A 3,970-nucleotide genomic window follows, 5' to 3' on the forward strand; every position below is an offset into this window, starting at 1 on the left:
CGGATGGCCAGGTCCGCGGACACGATGAAGTCCCGCTTCTCGCCGTCGTCCTCGCCCTGGAACGCCGAGTCGCCCGGGACCGGATAGCGTTCCCTGTCCTCGGCGCTGATCTCGATTCTCTCGTTGGCCTCAGTCGTCATCTCATCCTCCCATCAGGGTGTCTTGTCCGGCGACGCGGGTCGCCGCCTGATGCCCCTTCCAGATCCGATACTTGATGGCCCGCACCTCGACGACGGCAGCCAGCTTGCTCAACGTGCCAACCGTCGGCTCTGCGTCCCCCCTTTCCAGCTCGTGTAAATATCCCTTGGACACTCCACTGCGGCGGCTCAACTCGCTGAGGCTCCAGCCGCGTTGCTCGCGGTATGTGGGAATCGATGCTCCGACCTTGTCACCCATTTGGTAGGCCTCCGTGTGTGTGTCAGTTACCATGCAGGTATTGCTGCCACAGCCGGGTGTTTGCCTCCTCAACGTCCTCTCGGGCACGTTGGATATCGGCAGCGGCCTCCATGAGCCGGGTGGCTATCACCTGCCACTCTGGATCGTCACAGTACTCATCCCGGCACGCTACCGAGACACAATCCGCGTCGTACATGAGCGTGTTCTTCGCCTCCTGAAGGATGCGCGAGACTGCCGTCAGCCGACCGCGAGTAAACTGAATGTCCATCCTCACCTCTCTCATCATGCGCTCCCGGATCGCGCCCGGCGCGCCTCCGCCCGGGCCCGCTCGATCGCCTGCTTGATCGGCCTGAAATCCCGAGCCCGGATGACGATCTGGCCGTAGCCGCCGGCTCCGGGCCGGCGCTTGTGGGGCACCAGTCCCCGCCGGCGCCACCGGTCCAGGTTGACCTTCGCGATGCCCACGTAGCGCCGGAGCTGCTCATACGGCAACCACGGATCGGCGCGGTTGACCACCTCCGCCAGGCGGGTGAGCCGGTGGCCGCGCTTCATTCGCGTCCAGTCATACGCCCAGGGATGCTCGCGGATGAAGCGCTCCACGTCGGCCGGCTCGAACCACCAGCCGGGGTGTGGGCCCCGGCCCGACCAGCGACGGGCCGCGAGGAGGCCGGTGTCGACCCAATGCCGCACGATGGCCCGGTGGTCGAGTCCGAAGAGCCTCTCCATCTCGGTCAGGCTCATTCCCTTCGCCCAGTGCGAGACCCCGAGCCGCTGGCACCGGACGTCCACGGCGTTCCGCGTGCGGGGCACCCCGAAGCGTTCGCTCAGGATCCGGGCGATCTCGCCCAGGTCCATGGTGCCGGCGAGCTGGCAGAGGAGCTGCTCCTCCGCGGGCGTCCACTCGTCCCACATCGGAGTCCGGCGGCGATTGTCGAACTTGCCCTCTGTCCAGGCACGGCGGAGCCTGCACGACTTGCACGCGCCGCAGGTGCAGATTGTCTTCAGCCGCCGCCGTCGAGGCCGGCAGGTCTCGGGACCCGCCCGAGGGGTCGCCTCTATCGCCACGCTCATGGTCGGTCCCGACACATCGGCATAATGACGTGGAGGTACTGCTCGTCTCCCACCGGCCGGAAGGTTCCGGGGCTGGAGGAGGAGGTGACCTCCAGGGAGAGCTGCGAGCTCTTCTCCAGCACCTTCAACAGCTCGTCCAGGTAGCGGCAGTTGAAGGCTATCTGCGGCGGCTGGCCGGCCACACTGGCGTCGATCTCGCCCACGTTGTCGCCGACCTCGGCGCTGGTGGCCGTGATGGTCATCTTGCCCGGCGTCAGCCCCTCCTCCCCCGGCGTGAACTGCAGCCGCACGATGTTGGAGTTGTCTCGCGCGAAGATGGAGGCAGCGCGGTTGGCGTTGAGGAACTCCCCGGTGCTGACGATGACCCGGTTGGGGCTGGGGGGCGGCATGATCTTCTTGTAGTCGGGGAACTGCCCCTCGATCAGCCTGGACACCAGCTCCACGTTGCCGACCCTGAAGAGGGCCTGGTTGCGGTTCGGGGTTAGGGAGACCTCCACCGGCTCCTCCGTGTCGGCCACGATCCGGCCAAGCTCCCGCAGCGCTCGCGCCGGCACGATGACGCTGGCGTCGTGCTCCGCGCTGGAGGGGAGCGTCGCCGTCTTCACCGCCATGCGGAACCCGTCGGCGGCCACCATGGTCATGGTGTCGCCGCTGAAGGTGACCAGGACGCCGGTCAGCACGGGCCGGCTGTCGTCGGCCGCCGCGGCGAAGGCCACCTGGGCGATGCTGTCGTGGAGGGTGGCGGCGTCCACCTGGATCCGGAAGCCGTCGCCCGCGGAGGGTATGGTTGGGAACTCCTCGGCGTCGATGCCCTTGACGTTGGCCTCGAAGCGGGCGCAGCGCAGGTGGAGCGTTCGGCTGCGCTCGGAGAGCGTCAGGTCGATGCGGTCGTTGGGCAGGGAGCGCACGAACTCGGCGAGCAGGTTGGCGGGAACGGTTATGGATCCCTCGTCCTCGATCTTGGCTCCGATCCAGCAACTGATGGCGACCTCCAGGTTGGTGGCCGCCAGCTTGAGGCGACCCTGATCGGTGGCCAGCAAGACGTTGCTGAGATGCGGCAGGGTGCCCTTGGTGGGAACGGCCCTGCTGACGACCTTCAGTCCCCTATCCAGCTTCTCTTGAAGGCAAGAAAGCTTCACGATTCACCTCCAGTCTGATGCCGCTTCCAGATCCGATACTTGATGGCCCGCACCTCGACGACGGCGGCCGGCTCGTAGCGGTCGAACCGATCGCGGATCCGGTCGGACAGCCTGAGCCAGTCGCTGCCGACGAGGTTGGTGGTGATCGCCGTGGGCAGACCGTCGCGGAGGCGGGCATCGAACAACGCCTCGAACCGCTCGCGGACCCAGGGCCGGTCGACCTGGGCGCCGAAGTCGTCCAGCAGCAGGAGCCGTATTGACTTGATGCGGTTCCACCGCTCCTCGAAGTCTCCCAGGTCGGCCGGCTCCGGCTCGTCCCTCCGCGAGTAGCCGGCGCGCAGGTGGTCCAGCAGCTCGGTCACGTAGCTGTACAGGGTCGGAATACCGCGGGCGATGGCCGCGTTGGCGATGCCCGCGAGCAGGTGGGTCTTGCCCGTCCCGGTTTCCCGGCCCTGGATCACGAGCCACGCGCCCTGGTCGATGCCCCTGGCGACGAAGCGCCTGGCGGCGTCGAGCGCAGCCTCGTTGCCGGGATAGGGCTCGAAGTTGTCCAGCGTCAGCGAGCGCTGCCTCTCGCCGAGCCCGGCGTGCTCGCTGATCCGACGTGCGAGCCTCGCCAGGTGCTCCTGCCGCCGGCGCGGCCCGCAGGCGGGGCACGGCGTGAGCTTGCCGAAGTCCTCGTGGTCGTACGGCACGTCGTATCTGACGTAGCCGGCATCGCGGCAGGTGGAGCAGGCCGGCTCGTCATCGGATGGTGTCTCGCTGTTCCAGTCCATGGACGCCAGGGCCGGGATCCTCGCCTCGAGGTTGGCCCTGATCCGCGCCCAGTCGATTCGCTCGAGTCGCTGCATCATGTCGTGGCCTCCCGTGGTCTTCCTGGAGCTGGGCCAGCGACCTGGCCAGCCAGCGCAGAACGAACAGGGTGCTGCATTGCCGGCCGGCCGCGCGTGGGGTCGGCTTGAACCGCTTGCTCGGCGTGTCGAACCAGCTCGCGATTCCGACGGCCTCCTCGAGTAGGTCGAGCTGCCCGTACTTCTCCAGGACCTTCTGATAGAAGCCCGGCGTCGGGTGGTAGCCGGGGAGCCGTCTGAGCTCGGAGTCGAAGGCCGCGAGCTCGTTGGGTATTTCCTCCTCTTGAGGAGGATTCTTATGAGGAGGATTCTTATTAGAGATTCCGGGAGGTTGGGTGCGCCACGTGCACCCCTGCACCACGTGCACCCCCTCTTCCTTCGGGTGCGCCACGTGCACCCCGGGGTGCGCCACGTGCACCCCTGCACCACGTGCACGCCCCTCTTCCTTCGGGTGCGCCACGTGCACCCCGGGGTGCGCCACGTGCACCCCTGCACCACGTGCACGCCCCTCTT

Annotated in this window: 6 protein-coding genes; all 6 read right to left on the minus strand. The window is 67.5% G+C overall.

Annotated elements, in window-relative coordinates; translation table 11 throughout:
- Positions 1-141: 141 nt before the first annotated feature.
- A complete protein-coding gene (locus tag AB1609_17290) occupies positions 142-396 on the minus strand; it encodes a helix-turn-helix transcriptional regulator (GenBank protein ID MEW6048203.1) in 255 nt (84 codons plus the stop codon).
- 22 nt (positions 397-418) lie between these two features.
- A complete protein-coding gene (locus tag AB1609_17295; GenBank protein MEW6048204.1) occupies positions 419-664 on the minus strand; it encodes a hypothetical protein in 246 nt (81 codons plus the stop codon).
- A 14-nt stretch (positions 665-678) separates the two neighbouring features.
- Positions 679-1,308, minus strand: coding sequence for a hypothetical protein (locus AB1609_17300; protein MEW6048205.1), 630 nt, complete (start codon positions 1,306-1,308; stop codon positions 679-681).
- A 155-nt stretch (positions 1,309-1,463) separates the two neighbouring features.
- Positions 1,464-2,606, minus strand: a complete 1,143-nt coding sequence (gene dnaN / locus AB1609_17305) for a DNA polymerase III subunit beta (protein MEW6048206.1) — start codon at positions 2,604-2,606, stop codon at positions 1,464-1,466.
- On the minus strand, positions 2,603-3,460 hold the full coding sequence (locus AB1609_17310) for an ATP-binding protein (protein MEW6048207.1): 858 nt from the start codon (positions 3,458-3,460) through the stop codon (positions 2,603-2,605). The genes dnaN and AB1609_17310 overlap by 4 nt, the downstream gene beginning before the upstream one ends.
- Positions 3,351-3,970: hypothetical protein (locus AB1609_17315; GenBank protein ID MEW6048208.1), on the minus strand; the 620-nt coding region annotated here is incomplete at its 5' end. The genes AB1609_17315 and AB1609_17310, both read right to left, overlap by 110 nt.

The sequence above is a fragment of the Bacillota bacterium genome (assembly GCA_040754675.1).
In the GTDB taxonomy this organism is placed as follows: domain Bacteria; phylum Bacillota; class Limnochordia; order Limnochordales; family Geochordaceae; genus Geochorda.